Source organism: Paenibacillus sp. P36, from assembly GCF_045866505.1.
GTDB classification, from domain to species: Bacteria; Bacillota; Bacilli; order Paenibacillales; family NBRC-103111; genus Paenibacillus_E; species Paenibacillus_E chondroitinus.
Genome location: NZ_AP038372.1, coordinates 3313649 through 3338240, shown reverse-complemented (window position 1 = coordinate 3338240; position 24592 = coordinate 3313649). Strand labels below are relative to the sequence as shown.

Annotated in this window: 28 protein-coding genes; all 28 read right to left on the bottom strand. The window is 45.7% G+C overall.

Going from position 1 to position 24592, the window contains the following annotated elements; genetic code table 11:
• Positions 1-64: 64 nt before the first annotated feature.
• Entirely contained in the window at positions 65-253 is a 189-nt protein-coding gene (locus ACKTT9_RS14880; protein WP_127451411.1) for an IDEAL domain-containing protein, read from the bottom strand.
• A gap of 174 nt (positions 254-427) precedes the next feature.
• Complete coding sequence (locus ACKTT9_RS14875) at positions 428-1582, bottom strand: hypothetical protein (protein WP_407873044.1); 1155 nt, start codon at positions 1580-1582, stop codon at positions 428-430.
• Positions 1583-1721: 139 nt separating this feature from the next.
• Positions 1722-2303, bottom strand: a complete 582-nt coding sequence (locus ACKTT9_RS14870; RefSeq protein ID WP_407872164.1) for a histidine phosphatase family protein — start codon at positions 2301-2303, stop codon at positions 1722-1724.
• 50 nt (positions 2304-2353) lie between these two features.
• On the bottom strand, positions 2354-2983 hold the full coding sequence (locus tag ACKTT9_RS14865) for an anti-sigma factor (RefSeq protein ID WP_127451407.1): 630 nt from the start codon (positions 2981-2983) through the stop codon (positions 2354-2356).
• A 7-nt stretch (positions 2984-2990) separates the two neighbouring features.
• Positions 2991-3572: an RNA polymerase sigma factor gene (locus ACKTT9_RS14860; RefSeq protein WP_157320007.1), complete on the bottom strand. Its 582-nt coding sequence runs from the start codon at positions 3570-3572 to the stop codon at positions 2991-2993.
• Between the two features lie 435 nt (positions 3573-4007).
• A complete protein-coding gene (locus ACKTT9_RS14855; RefSeq protein ID WP_407872163.1) occupies positions 4008-4865 on the bottom strand; it encodes a polysaccharide deacetylase family protein in 858 nt (285 codons plus the stop codon).
• A 171-nt stretch (positions 4866-5036) separates the two neighbouring features.
• On the bottom strand, positions 5037-6125 hold the full coding sequence (locus ACKTT9_RS14850) for a prephenate dehydrogenase (protein WP_407872162.1): 1089 nt from the start codon (positions 6123-6125) through the stop codon (positions 5037-5039).
• A 23-nt stretch (positions 6126-6148) separates the two neighbouring features.
• On the bottom strand, positions 6149-7249 hold the full coding sequence (hisC, locus tag ACKTT9_RS14845) for a histidinol-phosphate transaminase (protein WP_407872161.1): 1101 nt from the start codon (positions 7247-7249) through the stop codon (positions 6149-6151).
• A 224-nt stretch (positions 7250-7473) separates the two neighbouring features.
• Positions 7474-8283: a tryptophan synthase subunit alpha gene (gene trpA / locus ACKTT9_RS14840; protein WP_157320003.1), complete on the bottom strand. Its 810-nt coding sequence runs from the start codon at positions 8281-8283 to the stop codon at positions 7474-7476.
• A gap of 3 nt (positions 8284-8286) precedes the next feature.
• Positions 8287-9483, bottom strand: a complete 1197-nt coding sequence (trpB, locus tag ACKTT9_RS14835) for a tryptophan synthase subunit beta (RefSeq protein ID WP_407872160.1) — start codon at positions 9481-9483, stop codon at positions 8287-8289.
• On the bottom strand, positions 9480-10178 hold the full coding sequence (locus tag ACKTT9_RS14830) for a phosphoribosylanthranilate isomerase (protein ID WP_407872159.1): 699 nt from the start codon (positions 10176-10178) through the stop codon (positions 9480-9482). The genes trpB and ACKTT9_RS14830 overlap by 4 nt, the downstream gene beginning before the upstream one ends.
• A 15-nt stretch (positions 10179-10193) precedes the next feature.
• Positions 10194-11000, bottom strand: coding sequence for an indole-3-glycerol phosphate synthase TrpC (trpC, locus tag ACKTT9_RS14825; protein WP_407872158.1), 807 nt, complete (start codon positions 10998-11000; stop codon positions 10194-10196).
• On the bottom strand, positions 10990-12030 hold the full coding sequence (gene trpD / locus ACKTT9_RS14820) for an anthranilate phosphoribosyltransferase (protein ID WP_157320001.1): 1041 nt from the start codon (positions 12028-12030) through the stop codon (positions 10990-10992). Before trpD ends, trpC begins: the two co-directional genes overlap by 11 nt.
• 27 nt (positions 12031-12057) lie before the next feature.
• Positions 12058-13605, bottom strand: a complete 1548-nt coding sequence (gene trpE, locus ACKTT9_RS14815; RefSeq protein WP_407872157.1) for an anthranilate synthase component I — start codon at positions 13603-13605, stop codon at positions 12058-12060.
• Between the two features lie 293 nt (positions 13606-13898).
• Positions 13899-14285 carry a chorismate mutase gene (aroH, locus tag ACKTT9_RS14810; RefSeq protein WP_157319999.1) on the bottom strand — a complete coding sequence of 129 codons (387 nt, stop codon included), beginning with the start codon at positions 14283-14285 and terminating at the stop codon, positions 13899-13901.
• On the bottom strand, positions 14275-15384 hold the full coding sequence (gene aroB / locus ACKTT9_RS14805; protein WP_407872156.1) for a 3-dehydroquinate synthase: 1110 nt from the start codon (positions 15382-15384) through the stop codon (positions 14275-14277). Before aroB ends, aroH begins: the two co-directional genes overlap by 11 nt.
• 1 nt (position 15385) lies before the next feature.
• Entirely contained in the window at positions 15386-16549 is a 1164-nt protein-coding gene (gene aroC / locus ACKTT9_RS14800) for a chorismate synthase (RefSeq protein WP_407872155.1), read from the bottom strand.
• A 240-nt stretch (positions 16550-16789) separates the two neighbouring features.
• Positions 16790-16954: a hypothetical protein gene (locus ACKTT9_RS14795; protein WP_167053794.1), complete on the bottom strand. Its 165-nt coding sequence runs from the start codon at positions 16952-16954 to the stop codon at positions 16790-16792.
• A 95-nt stretch (positions 16955-17049) separates the two neighbouring features.
• Entirely contained in the window at positions 17050-17835 is a 786-nt protein-coding gene (locus ACKTT9_RS14790) for a CheR family methyltransferase (RefSeq protein WP_407872154.1), read from the bottom strand.
• 128 nt (positions 17836-17963) lie between these two features.
• Positions 17964-18407 (bottom strand): nucleoside-diphosphate kinase, encoded by a 444-nt coding sequence (ndk, locus tag ACKTT9_RS14785; protein ID WP_407872153.1) that lies wholly within the window; start codon positions 18405-18407, stop codon positions 17964-17966.
• 166 nt (positions 18408-18573) lie between these two features.
• Positions 18574-19551 carry a polyprenyl synthetase family protein gene (locus tag ACKTT9_RS14780; protein ID WP_127451378.1) on the bottom strand — a complete coding sequence of 326 codons (978 nt, stop codon included), beginning with the start codon at positions 19549-19551 and terminating at the stop codon, positions 18574-18576.
• Entirely contained in the window at positions 19548-20411 is an 864-nt protein-coding gene (locus tag ACKTT9_RS14775; RefSeq protein WP_407872152.1) for a menaquinone biosynthetic enzyme MqnA/MqnD family protein, read from the bottom strand. The genes ACKTT9_RS14780 and ACKTT9_RS14775 overlap by 4 nt, the downstream gene beginning before the upstream one ends.
• Positions 20404-21006 carry a UbiX family flavin prenyltransferase gene (locus ACKTT9_RS14770; protein WP_127451375.1) on the bottom strand — a complete coding sequence of 201 codons (603 nt, stop codon included), beginning with the start codon at positions 21004-21006 and terminating at the stop codon, positions 20404-20406. Before ACKTT9_RS14770 ends, ACKTT9_RS14775 begins: the two co-directional genes overlap by 8 nt.
• The gene (locus ACKTT9_RS14765) at positions 21003-21878 is read right to left on the bottom strand and encodes a UbiA-like polyprenyltransferase (protein WP_315949259.1); all 876 of its coding nucleotides are present in this window, start codon (positions 21876-21878) and stop codon (positions 21003-21005) included. Before ACKTT9_RS14765 ends, ACKTT9_RS14770 begins: the two co-directional genes overlap by 4 nt.
• Positions 21879-21885: 7 nt before the next feature.
• Positions 21886-22635 (bottom strand): demethylmenaquinone methyltransferase, encoded by a 750-nt coding sequence (locus ACKTT9_RS14760; protein WP_407873043.1) that lies wholly within the window; start codon positions 22633-22635, stop codon positions 21886-21888.
• A gap of 19 nt (positions 22636-22654) precedes the next feature.
• Positions 22655-23521 carry a heptaprenyl diphosphate synthase component 1 gene (locus ACKTT9_RS14755; RefSeq protein ID WP_127451372.1) on the bottom strand — a complete coding sequence of 289 codons (867 nt, stop codon included), beginning with the start codon at positions 23519-23521 and terminating at the stop codon, positions 22655-22657.
• A 97-nt stretch (positions 23522-23618) separates the two neighbouring features.
• Complete coding sequence (locus ACKTT9_RS14750; protein ID WP_407872151.1) at positions 23619-24152, bottom strand: hypothetical protein; 534 nt, start codon at positions 24150-24152, stop codon at positions 23619-23621.
• Positions 24153-24278: 126 nt separating this feature from the next.
• Positions 24279-24527, bottom strand: a complete 249-nt coding sequence (mtrB, locus tag ACKTT9_RS14745) for a trp RNA-binding attenuation protein MtrB (protein ID WP_407872150.1) — start codon at positions 24525-24527, stop codon at positions 24279-24281.
• Between the last annotated feature and the right edge of the window lie 65 nt (positions 24528-24592).

The window sequence follows — 24592 nt, the reverse complement described above, 5'->3', positions numbered from 1 at the left end:
AAAAAAAGACATGTGAAATGGTTTCACATGTCTTTTGTCCTTATTGTGGCTGCCACCACGATCATTATCCTGAAGATTGCAGCATTTTAAGCTCAGATGTAAGAGCAAGGAATGTCGGTTGATCCCCTTTTGCTAATGCAAGATCAATCTCTTTGTAGAGATTCTGTTCTTTATATTTGCGAATGGCGTCATCCCAAACCATTTCAGCGAAAAGTGCCAGCAGCGCGTTGTTAGATACATTCATTTTTCCCATGAGACCTACCTCCAAATGTGTACGCGGTTTGTCAGGAGCTTCTTTTTCGCAAAAACATGAAAGTCCGTTCCTAGGTGTCTGCCAACCCCTGTGTGCTCCTACTTTTATCATATTCAGTCCGTACATTCGCGCTTCGTTCAAAAGCCCGATTGATTAGGAATGTGTCTTTACCTACTACTTAATATCCCCTTTGAACCTTGCGCTCTCTTGGTCCAGAAAAAGGACCACCTTGTCTTCTTCCGCAACAAAAGTACCTTGAATCACTTTAGAGCCCATCTTAGTCGCTTGCACGACCATGCCGTTCTCCAAATCTTCTCCAATACGTATGAGCCCAAGATGCATCATCATTTGTAAAATACGCTGCTCTACGATGGATTCCGAACTGTCATAATAAAATGGCTTGACCAATTTACATAACACTTCGCTTAAAGAGGCTAAAGTGACCCATTGGCCGCTTAGGCGGTCAACCCATCCCGCGAGGCTTTGTACATTGGGAATAGGGTTCTTATAGAGCCTGAGCCAGAACTTATACACATCCGCCAGATTCTCTTTTTTCCCTTCCAGCAAACGTGATTTTCCTTCCTCCGTCAAACTGAGCACTTGGCCTTGCTCGCTGATTAGCTGCCGATAATAGCAGTAGTCATAGATGAATGAAAATCGGTTCGGATAGTCTTTGAACATGCGTCCGTATCCGAAGCGCCAAGCTCCTTTGGACACCATTTCCTCCTGCACAGACATGCGATCCAGTATTTGCTGAAGCTGCCTCTTGTACATGGATCCTTCAACTGTCAAAGGCAATTCCTGCACCTGAGAAAGGAACGTCAAAAAATGAAAGATATCCTCAATAATGAGTAACTGCTCGTCTCGATAAACGTTAGGCTCAGGAGTTTGTTTCAAGCTCTGTTTGAACTGTCCTGTAAGCACATCGCTAAATTTCCGTTTCAAATCATTTGGCACATGAAACAAAAATTTGGTTTGTTGGGAATACCCATTAAACAACCAGCCGAGTTTCTTAAATTTAACGACCATGTCGCGGGGATTCCATTCAACGGATTCATCTTTCTGAAACCGTGACTGTTGAACTCTAGCGATCAGTTCTTCAATACTGAATGCGTTGCGAGGATCGAAGAGGAGAGAATTCAAAAATCGGATGTCCTCCAAGTTCAAGCTTTGAATATGCTTCTCGAAAATCTCTCTGCGCAGGGCTGTACTCAAAATCGACTGAATCAACTCGTTTTTTGAATGGCCATTGCACTCACACTCATAGGTGTTAGCGATTCGGCCTAGCTCGTGGATATCGGCGTAGCTGAGCATGTCCGCTAGGTTCATTTCCATCTACATCCCCCATTTGGCGAAGCTTTCAGCTCCGTGGTTTCTAGTAACCATTATGGGAATTTTTCCCGAAAATATTCCAAGCCACGCAAAAAAAGCATGACTCTATAACAGAGTCATACTTCTTATCTCGCAATTATTCGTGTACGATTTCCAGATGAGATAAACAATTGTACAGCTGAAGCTCCCACCCTTTTTCCTGACGCAGCAGGATGGTTAGGGACGTATTTTGCAGGAATTGCTCGCTATCCATGCGCAATACTCTGAGCACCTGCACAATGAATCCCCCGTGTGAAACCAGTAATATTTTCTTATTCGGATAAGCTTCTAGCAGCTCACTTTCTAATTCGGACCATCGTTTCCACAGTTCATCATCCGACTCCTGGCCTAAATCCTGAAGCTTCCATTCTGGCCCCCAACGTTCTTCTCTTTCGGCTACTGTTGTTCCTTCGACCTGGCCATATCTCCGCTCGCGAAGCCGGCTATCCGTCCCGATAACCGGAATTCCCGATAGCTGAGACACGATTTGGGCCGTTTCCTTAGCTCGTTTTAGATCACTCGAGATGATCCCGTCCCAGGATTCGTTGGCTAATCGGTTTCCAAGCAGCCTGGCCTGCTCTCTTCCTTCATCGGTCAAATCCGTGTCCAACTGCCCTTGCAGCTTCCCTAATCGATTCCATTCCGTGCTTCCATGCCGGATAAATCCAATCGTTGTCATTCCCAATTCCTCCATCAGTCAATAAAATGAAAAATGCCCCTTCCGGAGCACTAGGCTTTTGTTCGCGATAACCAGTTCATGATGATGATTGTTGCAATTAGACCCAAAATGGATACAACAAGCAAATAATGCGGATATGAATGAATTGGCCCTACATGGAATCGCAACGGCTCCATAAAGCTAGGGTTAAGGCTTGCTACGGCATCTACCATCTTATGGCCATTCATCGTTTCTGAGCCCGTCGACTTCATAGCTTGCGGTGCTTGCAAATCAAATAGCGTATTGTCGGCCGCAGCTATTGACGACTTGGGCGTACCGTCATAGACAACAGCGAATAAAAAGCTGAATACGAATAACGCTAAACAAAAAGCAATGACAGCCGTAAGATTGCGGCGAAGCTTGTAAGAGATCGTATACATGCGCTCGGAAACCGGAATACGCCATGATTCATCCTCATAAATTCGACTCATGACCTTGCCTGAGACCATCGGTTCATAATCAGGAAGCTCGCTCTCGATTGCAGCAGTACGTATGAGGATCGTACTTTCTTCCCAAATCTGAAATTCTTCCGCACATTCGGCGCATGTTGCAATATGCTCATCCACCGCGGTACGTCGCAGGTCATCATTCGGCAAGTCCCAATAAACCCCAAATAATTCCTGGATCTCACTACACTTCATCGCTGTTTCATCCCTTCGATTCTTCGAATATCGGTTCACTGAAGTAAGGGTCCAACTGTAGCTTGACGGATGCTCTGGCTCTAAATAAAAGAGACTTCACCGAGCTTACGGTTTGACCTAAAATGTTGGCGATCTCCTGATAATCCATCTGATCATACTCTCTTAAGATCAAAGCAGATCGTTGTTTCTCTGGCAAACTGTTAATCGCATCTCGAACCATCGATACTTTCTCGTTTCGCAGCATGGCTTGCTCCGGCATGGCATCAAACGAAGCATGGGGCGTCAATCCGCTTTGCTCTAACGAGACTTGCACACTTTTATTTTTGCGCAGCTCACTCAATACTGTATTCCGGGCAATTGTATACAACCAGGTAGAAAAGGAGGCTTCAACTTCTCGAAAAGAGTGCAAACTGCGGTACGCTTTATAAAACGTTTCGTTACACAAATCTTCAGCAATAGCTTCCATTTGTGTACTTTTGAGCATATGAAAGATGAATGCAAGGATTTTACGCTCGTAACGACGCATAAGCTCGTCATAAAGCTGAACATTTCCATCCTTGATTTCTCTGATCAACTGGGAATCGGTCATTACGTGGCGACCCTCCTAACGGTTCCCGGGTACCACTCCAACTGCTCATACATGTTGTACTGCAATTAGAGTGAAAAGTTGCGTTCATTTGTAAAATAAATGTGAAAGGATCAATATGTAAATTATGACCTATTAAATTCTTCTCGATGAATTGCGAAATTCCTGCTCCATTCGACAATTTGTTGAAAAAAATTCACATTCTAAGCTTGTCTGTTGAAAGCAACAACCCACCCTATCCATTATATATGAATATCAGAAAAATATGGTATTTATGAACAAAAAAAAACCGCCAAATTGGCGGCTGCACTTATGGTGCGATTATCGGATAGGAGTGGAGAGAAACCATACTGTACTTTTATTATATGTATACGGTTTCATTCTGTCAACACTTTTTTGAAAACGTTTACCTGGTCTTTTTTTGCATGAAGAAATGCTCTATTTCAGTTGATGCCTTATGGATTGATTAATTAAATTATTAATGGAATGAGGCCGAATATATGGGCTGCCTGCATTAATTCGCGGAATCTGCATCGGATCCGTTTGTTTGGAAGTTAATCCTGCTTTGGTCGTGAACGCATATTTAACTCCGACTTCATTCAGATAGGAAATGGTGAAATCATCATAGCTGCCAAACGGGTAAGCATAGGAATCGATAGATTTAGCGGCATCCAACTCCCGAAGCTTTGCCATACATGTTTTCGTATCCGAAATAACCCTTATCTTAAGATCTTCCTGCGTCTCAGTAACGCCATTCGTTGTCATTCTGTTGTTCAGCATCGGCTTGCCATCTTTCATTGCGTGCAATTGATCCGAATGAAGCTGAAAATCAATATTTGAGAATTCTTTTCTCATTTTCCGAATTTGATCCCTGGACAAGGATGGCAGTAACGTCGCTGTCGGGTTATCCAAGTCTTTGGTAATCACAAAATTCACGGCTGGTATTCGCATTTTTTTGAGAATGGGATACGCATTCGTATAAAAACTTTCATACCCGTCATCAAAAGTGATGAGAACAGCGTTGTCTGGTATTTTCGCCCCATCTTTCATAAAACTCTTAAACTGATCCATCGTGATAAAATTGTACCCTTGACGCTGTAATGCACCTAGCTGACGCTCAAATAATTTGGTTGAAATGGTCACAGAGCCCTCAACCTGATCATCGATGTGATGATATACGAGAACAGCCACTTCCTTGGAGTAGATGACATTGTTCGCACTTACAAATGAGGGGAAAAAATTAACAAAAATAACAATAACAATTAACGTGCTTTTTACCATCATCCACAGCTTCATCTCGTTCGCCCCACACTTAGAAGTTTGTAATATTAATATGAACGATGTCATTATAGCACGAAGTTTTTTATTTGAGAATCGATTTCAATAGAATAAAAAATAAGCTGATTTCTTCTCTTTTGGGACGTTCTTCAAGAGGAGAAATCAGCTTATTTGTGTGTACAAGTTCAGTTATACATGAACCGCGTAAGGCCCGCTCAGCAGCTCTGAGGCGCGATCTGCATCTTCCTGATTGCGGAAGGACAGACGCAAAATACCGGGCACATCTTCGCGACTCTCAATAATTTGAATATTGCTCAAATTAATTCTAGCATTACCTAATAATGTTGTAATTTGACCAATAATGCCGGGATGATCCGGAATATCGACATAAATATCAAACAATGATGTGATCATGCCTTTTCTGCGCTCCGGCAGTTGGCTTCTGAATTCACCGGCAATGCGGAATTGTTCAACAATTCCCTCGCCATCACTGTTCTCAATGAGCTCAATAAAACGAGAAATTTCTAGATTCCAATCCGCAAGCAATTTGAGCAGCACCTGCCGATTGTTCACTAATATATCCCGCCAGATCATCGGCTCGCTTGAAGCAATGCGCGTGATGTCTCTGAAGCCCCCCGCTGCCAGATTCTGATATAACGGGTTGGTTTCGTTATATCCTCTGACTTGGTTAACCAGCGCAACCGCAATAATATGCGGCAGGTGGCTAATCGCACCAACGATATCATCATGTTCCCGTGCTCCAACCTGCACGATTTGTGCTTTCGTCGTCTTGAGCAGCTCGGTTAAGCGGTCAACCTCTGCCTGCGGTGTCCCCTCTGCCGGGGTCAACACATAGAAGGCATTTTCAAAAAGATGCGAAGACGCTGCCTCAACGCCGTGACGTTCGGAGCCTGCCATTGGATGACCACCGATAAAGAAAACGCCATCTTTTACCATCGTTTCTGCGCTTTCCGTAATGGTTGCTTTCGTGCTCCCCACATCCGTGATGATACAGCCTTTCTTGAGCGGAAGATTCATCAACTGCTGAACATACTCTTCTAACATCCCAACTGGCACGCATAGAAAAATATAGTCAGCCCCGTCTACCGCCTCAGCCATATTCGTTGTTGCAGCATCAACCACGTTTCGTTTGAGCAGTTTCTCAACGGATTTCGGATTCGGAGAATGGCCGACAACGGTAAAACCCGGTTTTCCTTTGTAACATAAGGCCAGTGAACCGCCGATAAGCCCTACACCAAATATCGCAATTTTCGTCATAAGAAATCAACCTTTAATTTGTATTAGGCTTGAACAGCAACCTCAGCAATCACCTGCTGCAAAGCTGCAATGAATTTCTCATTTTGTTCACTTGAGCCGATGGTAACTCGGATGGACGTCGGGAAGCCAAGCATATGTCCGCCACGGACAATAATGCCTCTGCGCAGCAAACCATTAAATACTTCTGCCGCTGGGCGTCCGACATTCACCATAACGAAGTTACCGTGTGCAGGGAAAGCCTTTAACCCCATTTCGTTAAACTGCTCCGTTAAATAATTTAAACCTGCTGTATTCGCTTCGCGGCAGCTTGCGATGAAATCTTGGTCTTTAATCGCGGCTAAAGCAGCAGCTTGAGCAAATCTTGTCGTATTGAAAGGCTCACGAACTTGATTAATGGATCGGATCACATCCGGGTGCCCAATGCCATAACCGATTCGTAAGGAAGCCAAACCGTATATTTTCGAAAAAGTACGCAGTGCGATGACATTGCGATACTGACCAATCAGCTCGATGCTATCCGGGAATTCTCCCGTCGTATTGTACTCGCAATAAGCTTCATCCAGAACGACCAATACATGCTCAGGAACTTTGGCTAAAAAGGCTTTAATTTCCGCATCGGTATTCATCGTACCTGTCGGATTATTCGGATTACAGATCCAGACGATCTTCGTACGCTCAGTAATAGCAGCCAGCATGCCATCCAGGTCGTGAGTGCCATCTTTCAATGGGATCTCGATGGATACAGCTCCCTCAATCTCACAATTGTGCTTATATTGCGGGAAGGTATGAGAAGCCATCACCGTTTCATCGCCTTGTACGAGGAAAGCGCGTGCCAGCATGAGGATAACCTCATCAGAACCTGCACCAAAAATGAGTTGATTCGTCGCAACGCCAAGATACTCAGCCACTGCTTCTGTCAGCTGTACAGCCCCACCGTCAGGGTACAAGCTGATGTTAGCGATTTCCGCTTCAATTGCCGCTTTTACTTTTGGCGACGAGCCAAATGGATTTTCGTTGGATGCGAGTTTAATCACTTCCGTTAATCCCAGCTCTCTTTTTACTTCTTCAATAGGTTTACCCGGTTGATAGACCGGCAAATGTACAATCGTTTGTTTCGGTTTCATTGGTAGCCACCTCATCAATTAGTTGTCCGAATTTTGTAATTGTCCCACAAAACTAGTACCGTTGTAAAATGTGGTTCCTTTTTATGTAGAAGGAATATTGCTTTAGCCACTCATTGCAGACAAAAGTCTCAATGATCAACACATAATAGTGTACTGCTTTAACGCTTAACAGTAAATAGGTAATTTTAGAAAATCCCCCTAGACCAGTGTCTAGAGGGATTTCATTATCTGCCTTTTAGTTGGCCTACAAAGCCGCCAATTTGCTGTAACCCTTCTGGATGAGCAGCATCTTCTTGGAAATGGTGCAGCGCGCTTTCAATCGTACGGACAATCGCACTCCCTACAACAACACCGTCGCACAGCTTCTCGAACCGCTCAACCTGCTCCCGGTTGGAAATACCGAATCCGACAACGATCGGCACGTTCGCCGCTTCTCGCACCGTAGATAGGAAATCTTCAATCCCGCCGAAAAATTCAGCCCGTTCACCGGTTACACCAAGTGAGGAAACACAGTAAACGAATCCACGTGCTCCAGCTGCAATACGTTTCACACGTTCATTCGAAGTCGGCGCAACCAATGGAATCAAATGGACACCATAAGATTCTGCAATCGCTCTCGTCTCGCTATCCTCTTCCAACGGTAGATCTGGAATAATAATGCCACTGATTTCATTTTCCTGCATCGTTTTGAAAATGCGTTCCAGTCCGATTTGCAGAACAGGGTTATAGTAAGTGAATAAAATGAATGGCAGCTTGGAACCTCTGCTCCGCGCCTGGCGAGCAACATCAATAACGTCAAAAATCGTAATCTTACGAAGCAGCGCACGCTCAGATGAACGTTGGATGACAGGGCCATCGGCTAGGGGATCCGAATATGGAACACCCAACTCGATTAAATCAGCACCAGCCCGCTCCATTTCAAGAATAAGCTCTAATGAAGCTTCAATCGTTGGATCACCAATGGTCAGGAAAGGGATCATAGCTGTTTCCCCACGCTCTTTAAGCTCAGCAAAACGCTTATCAATTAGGTTCATGGCTTATTCCTCCCCTGCGCCAAGATAGCTCATAATGGATTCTACATCTTTATCGCCACGGCCAGACAGGCTTACGACAATAATTTGATCCTTGGACATCGTTGGAGCTAGTTTTACCGTATGAGCAATCGCATGAGCGCTCTCTAAAGCTGGAATAATACCTTCCGTACGGCTTAACAATTGAAGTGCGTCAAGCGCTTCTTGGTCTGTAATTGGATAATACGTAGCGCGCTCAATATCTTTCAGGTAAGAATGCTCCGGTCCGATGCCAGGGTAGTCCAACCCCGCCGAGATGGAATGAGCCGGCAGCACTTGCCCGTATTCATCCTGCAAAAGGTAGCTCAGCGAGCCCTGAAATACGCCAGGCGAGCCTTTGGTCATCGTCGCGGCGTGCTCTTCCGTATGGATACCGCGTCCAGCAGCTTCAACGCCGATGAGTTTAACCGTTTCATCCTGAACGAACGGATAAAAAATCCCCATGGCGTTACTTCCGCCGCCTACGCAAGCAACAACGGCATCCGGCAGCCTGCCTTCGGTTTCCAGAATTTGTTCGCGCGATTCGTCACCGATAATGCGTTGAAAATCACGGACCATCATCGGGTAAGGATGAGGACCTGTAACGGAACCCAGGATATAATAAGTATCCTGTACATTGCTAACCCAATAACGCAGCGTTTCGTTGCACGCATCTTTCAGTGTACGAGTTCCTGAAGTAACGGGAATGACTTCAGAGCCGAGCAATTTCATCCGAAAAACGTTCAATTGCTGTCTCTTCGTATCTTCTTCGCCCATGAAGACCTTGCATTCAAAGCCCATCAACGCGGCGACTGTTGCCGAGGCAACACCGTGCTGGCCTGCACCCGTCTCAGCGATGATTTTCTTTTTCCCCATCTTTTTCGCGAGCACAGCTTGTCCGATGGTGTTATTAATTTTATGAGCGCCCGTATGATTCAGGTCTTCTCGTTTCAAGTAAATTTTGGCTCCACCCAGCTGCTCAGAGAGTCTCTCTGCGTAATAAAGGGGAGTTGGTCTGCCGGAATATTGCTTTTGCAAATAGCGAACTTCAGCAATAAATTCAGGATCGTCTTTATATTGGTTATAAGCCTCTTCCAGCTCCGTCAAAGCATTCATCAATGTTTCAGGTACGTAACGGCCGCCGAATTTGCCGAATCTGCCGTGTTTATCAGGTACTTGCGTCACTTTCCGGTCACCCTTTCCACAAATGCGGTAATTTTCGCAATATCTTTCACACCATCTGTCTCTACACCGCTGGACACATCCACGCCGTCAGGACGATAGGCTTCCACTAGTTGATCCACATTGTCAGGCTGCAATCCGCCTGCTACTAGCAATTTGACACCTGCTGTACGAGCCCACTCCTGATAAACAGGAATACAGTCCCAGGCAAAAGTTTTCCCGGATCCTCCCCCATATACGGGGTCAAAAGTGTCAAGCAACACAGCATCAACCGATCCGATATACGGATCCAACTGAGCAGCTACCTCTGCACTGGACGGAATTCTATTCTCTGATTTGGAAATGGACACGGACTTGAACACCTGGACATCGAACTGTTCACGTACCCATTTACAGAACTCAGGAGTTTCCTGACTATGCAATTGAACGACATCAAGGGGAGCAACCGCCATGATTTCCGTAAGCTGCTCTTGGCTCGGATTCACGAACACACCTACGGTTAGAGGCACGGGAACACCATGATCCGCTTCATTTCTCAAGTAGGAAACAAGCTCCGCAGCCTTGTCTGGCTTGACTTGACGCTTGCTTGGTGCAAAGACCAATCCGATATGATCAATTGGCAAATGTATGACTGATTTTAACACTTCAACGCTTTGAAGTCCACAGATTTTAACCGTTGGCATCGTGTCTGCTGGCATCCTATTCGCCTCTTTCTAAACCGTCTGATTCGTTGTACTAACAATTGGCCCCATCAGATCGTGAACTGCTTGCTCAACAACAGGCTGGCGCATGAAATGTTCGCCGATCAACACGGCTTGCGAGCCAATTTGCTGCAGATAAGCCATGTCTTGGACGGACGAGATTCCACTCTCACTAACGATGGTTTTGCCGGCCGGAATGTATTGAATCAACTCTTCCGTTGTTTTCAAATCGGTAACGAACGACTTCAAATTCCGGTTATTGATCCCAATTAATTGGGTGTCCAGTTCGAGCGCACGCTCCAATTCTTCACGATCATGCACTTCAACCAATGCATCCAAACCAAGATCGCTTGCGAGCTTCAAATATTGCTTCATCTGGTCAGTTGTCAAGATGGCCGCAATCAGTAAGATCGCATCTGCCCCAATCAAGCGTGCTTCATAGATTTGTTTCGGATCGATCGTGAAATCTTTCCGCAGCAAAGGCACATTCACCGCTTGGCGTACAGCCTTCAAGTAAGCATTGCTTCCTTGGAAATAATCCACATCCGTAAGCACCGAGATGCAGTCAGCTCCCGCACGTTGATAGGAGCTGGCCAACAAAACCGGATCAAAATCCTCGCGGATCAAACCCTTGGACGGAGACGCCTTTTTAACTTCAGCGATCAAACCCATCGCCCGATTTTTACGTGTCGTCAAAGCTTTTTCAAAACCTAAGCAAGACGGCATCTCGGAAATGGTTTTCTCCGCTTGCGCTATGGAAAAGCTGCTCATGGCTTCAACTTCAGCTCGTTTGGTGGCAACAATTTTATCAAGAAACATGGCATAGTTCTCCTGTGAAATGGATTAAGTCGTTCAACTTTTGTTCCGCACGACCGGAATCGATGACGTCAGCCGCAAATTTAACCCCTTGCTGTAAGCTTCCAACATGGCCTGTCACGTAGAAGCATGCGGCTGCATTTGCAAGCACGATATCGCGGTGAGGACCGCGCTCGCCGGCAAAAATATGACGGATGATTTCTGCATTCAGTATCGCATCTCCACCGCCTACATCCTTAATACTGTGAGCTCGTAAGCCAAGATCATCAGGTGTAATGGAATACGTACTAATCCGATCTGCTTTCAGCTCCGTAACTTTGGTCGGCGCCGAAATGCTGAATTCATCCAATCCATCTTCGCTCGCTACAACCAAAGCCCGCTTCAGCCCCAAAGCTTGCAGCGCTTGTGCGACTAATTCCGTCTTCGTACGATCGAACACGCCCAGCACTTGACGATCCGCTCCCGCAGGATTCGTAAGCGGGCCCAGCAAGTTGAATACCGTACGGAAACCCAGCTCTCGGCGTGGTGCCGCGACGTGCTTCATGGATTGATGATAAGCTTGCGCGAACATGAAACAAATACCCGTTTTATCCAAGCATTTCGCCGCTTGCTCGCTGCTTAGCGTAATCTTCACACCAAGAGCTTCCAGCACATCCGCGCTGCCGCTTTTGGATGACATCGCTCGATTGCCATGCTTGGCTACACGAATGCCCCCCGCTGCAGCAACAATCGCCGCTGTCGTTGAAATATTGAACGTCTCTGCTCCGTCGCCGCCTGTGCCGCATGTATCCAACAGATCATGCTGCCGCACATTCACCTGGATTGCTTTGTTCCGCATTGTTTCAGCAAAACCTGTAATCTCTTCCAGCGTTTCGCCTTTAATGCGAAGAGCTGTCAGCAGACTGCCGATTTGAGCCGGCGACGCCGCGCCTTCCATAATTTCCGACATGACGCCTCGTGCTTCCTCCCTGGAAAGATGGCTGCCGCTAATTACTTTACCAAGCGCTTGCTGTATCTGAATAAGTTCACTCATGACGTTATTCCTCCTCTACTTCTTCCCTTAAGAGTTAACAAAGTAATCTTTGTTAATATCGCTTACAGGCCTAGGCTCTGGACTAAACATGGCTTCTGCCATTCGAATCGATTTGAGCAAAGCTGTCGCTTTATTCACCGTTTCCTGGTATTCGCTTTCCGGAACTGAATCCCACACAATTCCTGCGCCTGCTTGCACATAAGCTTTGCCGTGTTTGAAAACAATTGTCCGAATCGTAATGCATGTGTCCAAGTTCCCCGAGAATCCTAGATAGCCAATAGCCCCTGCATAAGTCCCGCGTGCTTCAGGCTCCAGCTCAGCAATAATCTCCATAGCTCGCAGTTTTGGCGCTCCAGACACCGTCCCTGCTGGCATGCAGGAAAGAAAAGCATCGAAGAAATCTTTATCTTTCGCAATTTTTCCAGATACGTTGGAAACGATATGCATGACATGTGAGTAGCGCTCGATATCCATGAATGTATCGCACTTTACCGTGCCAAATTCCGAAACACGACCAATGTCATTACGTCCCAAATCCACTAACATCAAATGCTCGGCGCGTTCTTTCTCATCCGCCAGCAGCTCTTTTTCCAGAGCTAAATCTTGTTCCGGCGTCTTGCCTCGCGGCCTTGTTCCTGCAATCGGGCGTGTTTCCACTTTTTCCTCTTCAACCCTTACAAGCAGCTCAGGTGATGTGCCAACGACGACTTCATCATCCATTTTGAGCACATACATGTAAGGAGATGGATTCATCGTACGCAGGACCCGATATACCTGCAGCGGTGAGACCGTAGTTTCCATCTCAAAGCGTTGTGACAGCACAACCTGGAAAATATCACCGGCACGAATATATTCCTTCGCTTTATTCACATTGGCAATGTACTTTTCCTTTGTGATATTCGAACGAATGTCGCCAAGATCCGGCTCCATTACAATCGGATTGTGTGTCATCGTTTCCGTGCCAAGCGGCCTTTTAATCTTCTCGATCGTCGCATCGATTTTCTCACAAGTCGCATGATAAGCTTGAGCGATCTCTGCATCCGTTGCAAAAGGCTTCACGTGTACGTTAGCAATCACTTTGATTTGCTGTTTAAAATGATCGAAAACGATAACTTGATCACAGAACATAAATTGAATGTCGTTCATTTGCAAATCATCAATTTGATGAGCCGGCAGCTTCTCATAGTATTGCAGAAGATCGTATCCAAAGAATCCGACAGCGCCGCCCGTGAACCTCGGCAGATCCGCAAGCTGAGGACTGGAGTAGGATCTTAGGTACGCCTTCAACACATCGATGGGTTTCTCATCCGTCACCTTGTTTTCGGTTTGTGTCTCAACGACCGTTTTCCCATGTTTCGCCTTAATCATCAGGAAAGGATCGCTTCCAATGAAGGAATATCGAGCCCATTTCACGCCGCCCTCAACGCTTTCTAACAGGAACGCACGCTTCTCTTGGTACAAGTGTTGAAAAACACGAATCGGGGTTTCTGTATCGGCTAATAGATGGCGTACCACAGGAATGAGGTTATAGTCTTTGGATAATCGAATCACTTCTTGAATTTCAGGTGTATACATGGTTACATCCCCTCTCAGCTTGTGAGCCTTCCGTCGTTCTCCGAGGTGCTCCAAACTCTAATTGAATAACAAAAAAGCCTCTACCGAAGTAGAGGCTGGCTTTTAGTTTTATGTAGAAGATTAAGAAGAATATGAAAAATAAACGTTGAATGTATGACAAAACAAACGTCTCCGAATGAGTCGTGTTCATCTTCATACAGTTCTCTGCTATTATTCTCATCTCAACTGGGCTCTGCTCTACTCAACTAAACTTGCTCTGCTCTACTTACCTAATCTCATCTAACTACACTATACTACCGTGCGGCTTCATTTGTCAATTTAACAATATCAGGGCGAAGTGCTTTGGCTTCTTTTAAATAAATATGGTTGATTTCCGATTGGCTCTTCGTTGTGTTCACTTGAACCATGAGACGGATACATTTTGGCAATGAATTTTCAACCGGAACTTCCAATGAACACATTAACGGCACGAGTTCCCAGCCAACCATCGTACGAATGGCCCGTGCAGGGAATGTTGCTGTTATGTCTTCCGTTACTGTAATAAAAACCGAACAAATATCCTCTGGGCGAAAATCATTCGCCTCTACGATGGCGCGAAGCAGCTCTCCAGTAGCGGTCAAAATTTCTTCCGCTTCATTGTGTTCAACTGTTGTTGCGCCACGAATTCCCCTACAAAACATCGGCTACACTCTCCCCTTTCAGAAGCTCGACAATTTGTCTGACTTGCTCTACTGTAACATCCTTACGGATTTCGACTTTACCAATTTCCATAGGAATAATGTAGACCATTGTGCCCTCTTTGAATTTCTTATCGTGCATCATCGCGCTCATAATGCTATCCGTGTCCAAATGAGGCGGAATGCTGACTGGCAGTCCGTATTTCAAGAACAGGCCCTTGGTTACTTCATGAATTTCTTCAGAGTATCCAAATTCCTGGGCCAGCTTGGCAGCCCCAACCATACCGATTGAGATCGCTTCCCCATGCAGCAGCTCGCCATAACCAGCCACTGCTTCCAAAGCATGGCCAATCGTATGTCCTAAATTTAAGATGGCGCGCAAATCGTTCTCCCGTTCATCTTGAGAGACGACGATCGCCTTCACTTTGCAGCCTATATACAGCGCATAACTAAGCGCTTCTGGATCAAGAGATAACAACCGCTCCGCATTGTCGTCACACCACTGCGTGAACGCAGCATCCCAGATCAAGCCATGCTTGATCACTTCGGAGAGGCCCGCCTTCACTTGGCGCGGCGGCAAAGTCAGAAGCAAATCGATGTCGAAGAGAACGAGCTCGGGCTGGTGAAACGCCCCGATGATGTTCTTCGCCATCGGGTGGTTTACGGCAACCTTGCCGCCGACAGAGCTGTCGTGGGCAAGGATTGTCGTCGGGATCTGCACGAAGCGGATCCCGCGCATGAAGCTCGCCGCTGCGAAGCCGGCGAGATCGCCAACCACGCCTCCTCCAAGGGCGACGATCGCAGAACTGCGATCAAGGCCCGCCTGGAGGGCGGTGGTGACAATTCCCTCGAGCTGCGCGAGGGATTTGGAGGTTTCGCCTGCGGGAACGACGCAGGACGTTGCGGCGAAGCCGCCTTCGCGGAGCAGCGCCATGACGCGCTCCAGGTGCAGCGGAGCCACCTCGCTGTCGGTGACGACGAGTAGAGGCGACTTGCGGCTGAGCTTCGCGCGGTCGAACAAAGCCGTGATATCGTTCAGGACGCCTTGACCAATGTAGATCGGATAAGAACGTTCGCCAAGCTCTACCGTAAGCTCTCTCATATTAGTAGTTCTCCACTTGTTTCAAGAAGTTGTCGAGATTCGCACGAATTTCCTCAATGGAGTCCCCGCCGAACTTATCCAAGAAGGCATTCGCCACTTCCCAGGCAATAACATTCTCCATAATGACGCCCGCAGCCGGGACTGCGCAAGTATCGGAACGCTCAACCTGCGCTGTGAATACTTCTTTCGTATCGATATCAACGCTTTGCAGAGGTTTGTAGAGTGTCGAGATCGGCTTCATCACACCGCGAACGATAATTTGCTCGCCAGTCGTCATCCCGCCTTCGAATCCGCCTGCACGATTCGTTCTGCGTCTAAAGCCGCTTTCTTCTGTATATAAAATTTCGTCATGGACATTCGATCCTCTGCGCTCCGCAGCTTCAAATCCAATTCCGAATTCCACGCCTTTGAATGCTTGAATAGATAGAACCGCTTGCGCAATTTTCCCATCCAATTTGCGATCCCATTGTACGTGGCTGCCCAATCCTACAGGAACACCTTCAATAATAACTTCAACGATACCGCCAAGTGTGTCGCCATCCTCTTTGGCAGCGTCGATAGCCGCGATCATTTTGGCTTCCGCTTCTTTGTCAACAACACGTACCGGTGATTCCTCGGTAATGGCAATCAGTTCATCGATCGGAAGCTCTTGACGCTGTGCTTCTACATCCCCGATGCGGATGACTTGTCCAGCTACCTTGATTCCGAACTCTGCCAGCAATTGGCGTGCTACAGCCCCAGTCGCTACGCGCATGGTCGTTTCGCGGGCACTCGAGCGCTCCAAAATATTGCGCAGATCTTTTTGATTGTATTTCAGACCGCCATTCAAATCGGCATGCCCTGGACGAGGACGGTTCACGCGGCGTTTGCCTTCGTTATCCTCTTCGACCGGCTCAATGCCCATAACGGTTGTCCAATGCTTCCAGTCATTGTTGACAACAACCAATGCTATTGGAGCACCTGTTGTTTTGCCATGGCGCACACCGCCGGCAATCGTAGCCGTATCTTTCTCGATTTGCATCCGACGACCACGGCCATACCCTTTCTGACGTCTATGTAATTGAAAATTCAAATCCTCAAAGTTAAGGGTTACATTACTTGGAAACCCTTCAATAATCGCAGTGAGCTGCGGTCCATGTGTTTCTCCAGCCGTTAAATATCTCACAATCCGTTACCCCCTATAATTTGGTGAAGCATTTGCTTATAAGTGCTGCCAAGATGAAGTTACTGACGCTTCAACTTGAAATTGTTTCCAAACGCTTTAGCGCTTTGACGCGCGATTATCTTTTAGTCATTATAGTATAGGTACTCTGGTTTGGCAACAGCACAAACGCAAAAACACGCTTTGCATATAAGGGGTATTCCCTTAGGCGCAAGCGTGTTAACATCGGCTCAGGAGCAATGGTTACCCGTGCATGGGCTGCTTTTGGACAACTCTTGGAAGTTCTGCCATTTGTGGGTCATTCATCAAACCCATGATTTGCGACGAATCTACTCCCAAAATTTGTGCACATTCCTGAATGGAGATCATTCCCCTGCGATAAGCGGTTATCACTTTGCGTTTGTCCATAAGAGCCCCCTAAGAGTTGCATCATTTTTATGTATTGTACTCATTAACGTTCACTGAGTTTTGCTACATCTTAGTATTGGAAGATATGGAAGATCTTATACACCCTTTTTCCGATAAAAGAAAGTATCAGCCGGTTCTAAGTCATATTGCCCAGGCGAAAAAATTTGCTCAGTCGACCCAACGAATAGTAACCCTCCTGGCTTCAATGCTTTTGCAAATTTCTGATATAACACATGCTTCGCTTCCTCAGTAAAGTAAATAATCACATTTCGGCATACAATCAAATCGAACCCGGTATCAAACGTATCGACAAGCAGATTCTGCTTTTGAAATTTTACCGTTTTTTTCAATTCATCTGAAACATGATACATAAGCTGATCCTGCCAAAAATATTTCTTCACATATTTCTCGGGAACATCTCGCAAGGAGCGATCGAGGTAGGCCGCTTTGCGCGCCTTATCCAGGGCGCCCTCATCGATATCCGTCGCAAGCAAATGGACATCGTTCAAGGCCCCTTGCTCCGCCAGAATCATGGCTAACGTATAAGGCTCCTCTCCTGTAGAACAAGCAGCGCTCCAAACCTTCAGTCTTCGATTCTTTTTGAGCATTTCGGGAATGAATCTTGATTCCACCAGCTCCCAGCGATTCGGGTTCCGCCAAAACTCGGAAACGTTGATAGTCATCCGGTCCAGAAATTCATAAAAGAGTTCTTTATTTTTCATCATGGCATCAAAAAAGGAAACAAACGTTTGATAACCACGTTTCATTCGAAGTGTTGTCAGACGTCTTTTCATTTGTGCCTCTTTATAAAGAGCAAGATCTATGGACGTATGTTCTTTTACTTTTTTTATAAATAACAAAAAATCCTGATCTTCTTCCATGCTGTCCACCTACCTTGGTCTTTGTCTAAATAACATACATTCTTTCATTCGTTGCCAAATTCCTTCAAAGCACGACAAAAAAAGAACCTGCATCTGGAAAGATGTCAGGTTCTTCAGGTTTCGAATTGCTAAATCCACTGTTGAATGACTTTCGTATAGTCGAGGAGCTCGTCCGCTTTAAAGAAATTACCGATCTCGCGTTCAGCGCTTTCCGGTGAATCCGAGCCATGTATGAGATTGAAGTTCGTATGTACCGCATAATCGCCACGAATCGTACCAGGTGCCGCTTCCAATGAATTCGTTTTGCCGATTAACGTGCGGGATAAAGGAATAACTTGATCTCCCTGCCACACCATTGCGAAAACAGGACCGGAGGTAATGAAATTAACGAGTCTTTCGTAGAAATCTTTGCCTTCATGTTCAGCATAATGAAATGCGGCTTGTTCTCTCGAGACCATCGTCAATTTGCTGCCAATTAGTTGAAAGCCTTTCTGTTCAAAGCGCTTTACAATTTCGCCGATCAGGCCGCGCTGTACGCCATCCGGTTTCACCATCAAGAATGTTTTTTCCATGTAACGATATCCTCCTTAGCGTTTTCTTTAGAAAACTTGCTTCATAAGCAACTACTGAGTTTTCGTTAGAAAACTGACTTCCATCGTAGGCCTGTACGCCCAAAAGGGTTAAATCTTATGTATTCCCTCTTAGTTTACACTTTCTGGCAGCTTTTCTCAAATCACTTTAGTACGAGCGATTGCCGATGAAATGTGCAACTTCGATTAAATCTCTTTTGGCTTGCCCGTTCGGCAGCTTATCCAAAGAAGCAATTGCCTTGTCAATGTATTTCTGCGACAGCGTATCTGCCATAGCAATACCTTCACTGTGACGGATGATATCCAAAAAAGTGCTAACATCTGTTTGTCCATCTAATTTATGTATACGGTCTAATTCAGCCAAAATAAGCGGTTTAAGAGCGGGGTCCTGCATAGCAAACAAGACAGGAATCGTAATGTTACCTTGCTTCACATCGGAACCTGGCGGTTTCCCGATCTGCTTCTCGGTCCCGATAAGATCCAGAATATCGTCTCTGATTTGGAAAGCCATCCCCACGTTGTAGCCAAAACCATAAAGTTTATTGCTAATCCAATCCGGCGCATCCGCAGCCATTGCACCCAATTGACAGGAAATAGCGATAAGCAGCGCTGTTTTGCGCCTGATTCTCAATAAGTAATCACGAATTGTTTGTTCGGAGTGAAAAAAGAAGCGAATTTGTTCCATCTCACCAATGGACATCTCTACAATCGCTTTAGACATGATCTGATGTACTGCTGGCTTGTGAATTTGAGTGATGACGCCTAATGCCTTTGCGAATATGTAATCCCCTGTATACATCGCAATCCGATTATCCCATTTGGATCGGACTGTTAATTGCCCGCGTCTTGTATTCGCATCATCAATAACATCATCGTGAACAAGCGATGCCATATGAATGAGCTCCAACGGCACAGCCACGCGCTTCATCGTTTCCAACTGATAGTTGCCGAACTCGCCCGAAAGCAGTACAAAAACAGGACGAATTCGTTTGCCGCCAGCTTTCAATAAATGATTTGACGTTTCTCTCAACATGGCGTGATCGGAGTATACGCTTTCCTCCAGCGTTTTTTCAATAGCCGCTATATCTTTTTTCTTTCTTGAATAAATATCGATTAAATTTTTCATTCTGTCACCCGTGCCACTTTATTCTCTGACCATAAAGCGATGTTTACCGGCTTCGGCAGGAACCCAAGCTCATAACAATACTTGTAATAGGTGGCAAGACCTTCCCATTGTTCCTGACCAAAATCATAACATAACGTATGAAAGTAATGATGCCAATAGGAAGCCGTACCGCCAACGGAAGCTTGTGCCTCCTCAATCATTTCTTCCGGATTACGATGTGCTTTCGCTTTACTTGCCATGAATGCATTAAACACATTTGCCACAAGTTCCGGATACAGGTCTGCCGTCTCCCTGCGTATCGCCCATACGGCAAACGAAATCCATTGTCCTGTCCATTTCGCCCATTCTTGCCCAAGATCCGTAATCATATACGTTTTATTGCGCCAACTCTCTTTAATTGCATCATCTCCGATGAGCAATGCACCGTCCCCAAGCGCCATCATCTGCTCGACATCGGGTGTTGCATATTCATAGGTGGGTTTCCCCTCGTAAAATTTCTCAAGGATGATCTTGAGCAAATTTACCGATGTAGCTGAAGTTGTGGGCAGCAAAATATGCCCGTTCGCAATCTCGCGGAGCGGCTTCTCATGAAACAACAGGATTGAATTTACTTCTCCATATGCACTTACGGAAAGATCCGGATATAACAAATAATTCTCAAAGGACTCTCCATAAGCAAAAGAAGAGATTGGCCCCATGTCAATGTCTCCGGCAGCCATCGCTTTATTCAACGAAGTCGGAACCTGCTCAATAATATCGACCTCGGACGTGTTCATCAGTTCAGGAAAATAATAATAGATCGGCCAAACGTTGGTATAATTGATACGGCCAATTCGAATTTTCGGGTCAGAGCTACTCATCGTTATCACCCCATCTTCGGTACAAGGAATGCTCAATGTCCATACTGTCCAGCACCTTGCCTACCAAGAAATCGACCATCTCTTCAATAGAGCTTGGACGATGATAAAAGGCTGGCATAGCCGGAATCATACGTACGCCCATTCTAGACAAGGTCAGCATGTTTTCCAAATGTATGGCATGCAATGGCGTTTCCCTTGGAACCAGAATTAATTTTCTTCCTTCTTTCAGCATCACATCGGCTGTCCGTTCCAGCAAATTATCGGATGAGCCATGCGCGATGCCAGATAACGTGCCCATCGAGCAAGGGATGACAACCATCCCCTTTGTCCGAAAGGATCCACTGGCAACGGTTGCTCCAATATCAGCAATCGGATGGTGCTCGAATGAGCCTGCACGGCCGCCAAAATGCTCTTGCAGCATTTCTTTGCGTTTGCTTGCCTGCCAGCCCATCTCATCATGCAGCACTCGCCAACCGGCCTCTGTGACAATCAAATGCACATCCAAGCCTTGATCCAGCATGACCTGACACAACCGAACGCCATAAACAGCTCCGCTTGCCCCAGTAATCCCTACCACCCAATTGCCGCCGCTCATAGGTACTCTCTCACAAGCACATCAAGCAGTGTAAAAGCAAACATCACAAGACTAAGCACACCGTTCATTGTAAAAAAGGCTGTATTCAATTTAGATAAATCCTGTGGGGAAACAAGTCTGTGTTCTTTGTACAAAATAAAATAAGCGATTACGAGTCCTACTAGATAAAACCAGCTCAAATGTGTAATAAAGAATAAGGTAACCAGACCAACCGCTGTCAGTACATGCAGGATACGAGCTGTATTCAATGCTGCCTTGATGCCAAAGCGGCTAGGCAAGGAATGAAGACCTTCATTACGATCAAATTCTGCATCCTGACACGCATAGATGAGATCAAATCCAGCGCTCCAGCAAACGACCGTCAAATAAAATACGATGGATGCCCATGTGAATTGGCCTGTTACGGCAATCCAGCCGCCAAGCGGTGCCAAGCCTAAAGTCAAACCGAGCACAAAGTGGCAGGTCCAGGTAAATCTTTTGGTATACGAGTAAAAGACAAGAAAAAACACTGCGATAGGCAGCAGTTTCATGGATAACGAGCTTAGATTGGAAGTTGCCCAGAAGAGCAAAGCAAAAGAAATAATAATATAAATAATAACTTGCGGAATGGAGATTAACCCGGCGGGTATTGCGCGATTCTCGGTGCGCGGGTTTTTCTTATCAATCGCTTTATCAATTACACGATTTAAGGCCATCGCAGCGGTTCTAGCTCCCACCATTGCTAGTGTGATCCAGCCAATTTGAGCCCAACTCGGCAAATGTCCATTTAATACTACGGAACCCAGAATCGCTCCCATGAATGCAAAAGGCAGTGCAAAGACACTGTGTTCGAATTTAATCATTTCCAGAAAGATTTTTAGTTTAGTAAACATATGCGCATTACTCTCCTGATTTCGTATTCCCCTTGGTGCCAATATGCAAGGCCGCAACCCCGCCTGTTAACGGGTAAGCCTGTACACTCTTTAATCCTAGGTTTGTAAATATAGCCGCTAATTGTTTGTGGTCGGGAAAATGAATTAATGATTCCGGCAGCCATTTGTACTGTTCGTATTTCTGAGCAATCATCTTACCTAAGAAAGGCAGGACGCGTTGGAAATAAAAATAATAGATGGACTTAAACGGCTGCCATGTCGGTTTGGATAATTCCAGAGACACAACTAGTCCTCCTGGCTTAACGACACGCTGCATTTCACGAATGACTTGCTCCAAATCAGGTACATTACGGAGGGCAAATCCGATCGTTGCATAGTCAAACGTGTTATCGTCAAAGGGAAGACTCATCGCATTGCCTTGAATTAACTGAATCTGCTTGTCCAAGTGAAGCTGCTTAATTTTCTCTGCACCATAATCCAGCATGTTTTGGCTGAAATCAAGCCCCACCATTTTGCCGGTGCCGCTTGCTTTGGCTAGTGAGATGGTCCAATCGCAAGTGCCGCAGCATAAATCAATCGCTGTCTCGCCAGGTTGAACATTCATCTTTTTCATCGTAAATTTACGCCATGCTTTGTGCCTGTTGAAGCTTAAAATATTGTTCATTAAATCATACTTTGGCGCAATGCTCTCGAAGACCGAGTGGACGAACTCTTCTTTGGTTTTCGAGTTTTTAACGGGTGTTTTTGATTTTGTCATATTCATCTGTCAGTTCACCTCAAATTTCTTCCAGCACTTTGGGCTGCTTGGCTAAAAAACGCAGAAACGGCTCGCCTATGTGAAACAGTTCACTTATTAGTTTGTCCGATTCAAGCTGCTTCACTTTAGCTTGCAGCAGCTTCGTCTGAGAGTCCAGCATTTGATACAGTTGCGAAGGGATATGATATTTGTGCACCAGTGTACGGACTTTCGCTTGATCCGACTCCTCGGTTTGGAGCTGCTTCCGCTCATCCTTCGTACCGTGCTGCAAAATGTGCCAGAATCCCCAACTGCCCTTGAAATCCGAAGCAGACTCCAGTCGGAATATCTCTTCGAAGAGCACTTCACATTTCGTATAACTTCTCAAAATCTCCGGCCAAGCTTGGTCATACACCTCAGACATGAACTCCGAGAATGACAAAAAAAGCTGAGATTTAATCTCCACCGTTTGGTGAATGTAATCTTCTGCCGATAATTTCAGTTGCTTCATTTTCATGTACGTATTCATCTTTAACCTGTTGACATCACAAATGGCATTCGACAATTGCTTAATCATGTCAATTTGGCCGGCACCGGCAAGGAGATGATAGAAGCGAGAACTGAAATAATCTCCAGCAAGAACTTTAAGCTGTCTGGATCTTGCCGCTTTTTTCTCTTTAATGTCATTTGAAGCCGTAACCAATTCATGGGTGTCGAGCGCAAGCTGCACAAGTGATGTAGCTAACGTGTACAACTCACTGGAGGTGCTCAATTTACTATTTCCGTTCAAGAATGCAAACAACAGACGGGTGCGCAGCTCCGGGAAATCGGGCAAGTCTGTGTGAATTTGGATCATATCATACTCCGTGTACTGCTTAGCGATCTCTGGGATCCGATAAGAATTCATGCAAAAGCCTCCGTAACCGTGTGCCAAATCTCATTAAGGTTGGTCAAGTTTCAATTCAAATCATTATATCATAACACGTAAAGAGACGCACAATTAATTATAAAGGATATCTTTGCTGCCATTTCGAGGTATACGTAATCCGAAACCGATTCTGCAGCTCCTGTTCAAGTTGAATAAGGCTGAGCTCATTTGCGCCCTTCTCCATATCCTTCCCAGATTCACGCTCGGCAACCATGGCAAGAACAAGCTGTGTTGATGCGCTATCCGAGGCATTGGAATAATCGATCACCCGAACCCAGACTTGGTTCACATTTTTTGTTTTCATCAGCATCGTCTGAGCGATTGTGTATAAATCCCGGTAGACGGCTGCCGAGTCTGCATTTTTAGGCAAGCTCAAATCAAGCGACATGCGGGCGTTGGTCAACTCGACTTTGCGAATCCGCATTTGCAGAGGCACTTGAACGAGTAGATCCGGTAAATTATTATCCGTCACTTGCCCGATTCGATTGCTTGGCCAGCGGTAAGGTGAGCTTAATCCCATTGAGCTATCCATTTTGGGCAGTAAAGATAAACAAACGACAATGACAATAGATACCGCTAACGTCATCACGATGCGCATCGACCATCTCATATCATATTGCACCTCCTGGCTATTCAGCAAGAGCAAATCGGACTATAAACATTGCTTCTGTTACAAGCTCTATACACCATTGTACAAAGAAAAAAAGCAGGCTATGCCTGCTTTATCAATAATAAATTATTCTTCGGTATCTACAGTGCCGTATTTCGTAATGATAAGCGCTTTACCTCTGACCTTAACTGCGGAGGTGTGCTCTGTAAACTGGGCAATCATAACCTCGCCCTTGTCCAATTTCTCCGTATGATGAAAGCGTGTGTCCTGACCGCGTGTTAGTCCAATAACATGAACGCCATTATCTTTGGCTTTGATAACGAAATATTCATTGCCGTTCGTATTCGTTTGGTTCATTTTGTTCGTATCGTCCATTCTCATCCTCCGTTCTTGCCTTCACTTCATCTATCCTTACCTAATGATGCCAAAAAAAGCATCCC